Origin of the sequence: Mesorhizobium kowhaii (genome assembly GCF_042431665.1) — a bacterium.
GTDB classification, from domain to species: Bacteria; Pseudomonadota; Alphaproteobacteria; order Rhizobiales; family Rhizobiaceae; genus Mesorhizobium; species Mesorhizobium kowhaii.
On sequence record NZ_JBHLYT010000180.1, the window covers coordinates 1 to 984 of the forward strand.

Sequence of the window (984 nt, forward strand, 5' to 3'; positions counted from 1 at the left end):
GGCAAGGTGGTGCAGAAGCTCGGCGTCGTGCCGCAGCAGATCGCCGGCGGCGATATCTATCCGGCGCTGGAAAAAGGCACCATCGACGCCGCCGAATGGGTCGGCCCGTATGACGACGAGAAGCTCGGCTTCTACAAGGTGGGGCCCTATTACTACTACCCCGGCTGGTGGGAAGGCGGCCCGACCGTCCACCTGATGTTCAACAAGGCGAAATACGACGAACTTTCGCCGGCTTACAAATCTCTGCTGCGCACCGCCGCCCAGGCTGCCGATGCCAACATGCTGCAGAAATACGATTATCTGAACCCGGCAGCGGTGAAGCGGCTGGTGGCCGGTGGAGCCAAGCTGCGCCCGTTCAGCCAGGACATCATGGCCGCCTGCTTCGAAAAGGCCAACGAGGTCTATGCCGAAATGGAAGCCACCAACGCGCCGTTCAAGAAGATCTGGGACTCGATCAAGGGCTTCCGCAAGGAGCACTATCTCTGGGCGCAGGTGGCCGAATACAATTACGACACCTTCATGATGGTCCAGCAGCGCAACGGCAAGCTGTAGACCACTGCATTGCCTCCATTGGAAAGACCCCGGGCCTGTGCCCGGGGGTCTTTCTTTTCAGGCTGGCGAGGAACTGACTTCGACCAGTATTCCGCCTGGGGCAAGGCAGTAGAAGGTGGTCGAATTGACGCCGCCGCGCGTCAGCTCTTGGACCTCGCCCGGCGCGAGGCCCGCATCGGCAAGCTCGGCCTGCTTTGCGTGCACAATGTCTGGTTTGCCCACGAAGAAGCCGACGTGAAAACCGTCGGGATAGCGGGCCGTCTCTCCCTTGCCCGGCATCATCAGGTTGAGGATGAAGCCGTCCGTTCCGCGTAAAACCGCGAAGGCATCCTTGCCGCGCATGGCGACAAGCTCGAAGCCGAAATGGCTGGTGAAGAAGCCGGCAAGAGCCGCGACTTCGGTGGTAATCAGATTGGCATGGTTCAGTTTCAT

The 984-nt window shown here is 60.5% G+C and carries 2 protein-coding genes; one reads left to right on the forward strand and one right to left on the reverse strand.

Annotation, left to right across the window (positions count from 1 at the left end; all coding sequences use genetic code 11):
* Positions 1-552 (forward strand): TRAP transporter substrate-binding protein (locus tag ACFFNA_RS38990; RefSeq protein WP_378925585.1); only part of this gene is annotated, 552 nt, incomplete at its 5' end.
* A 57-nt stretch (positions 553-609) separates the two neighbouring features.
* Here ACFFNA_RS38990 and ACFFNA_RS38995 read toward each other — a convergent pair.
* A partial coding sequence (locus ACFFNA_RS38995; RefSeq protein WP_111544956.1) for a VOC family protein occupies positions 610-984 on the reverse strand: 375 nt, incomplete at its 5' end.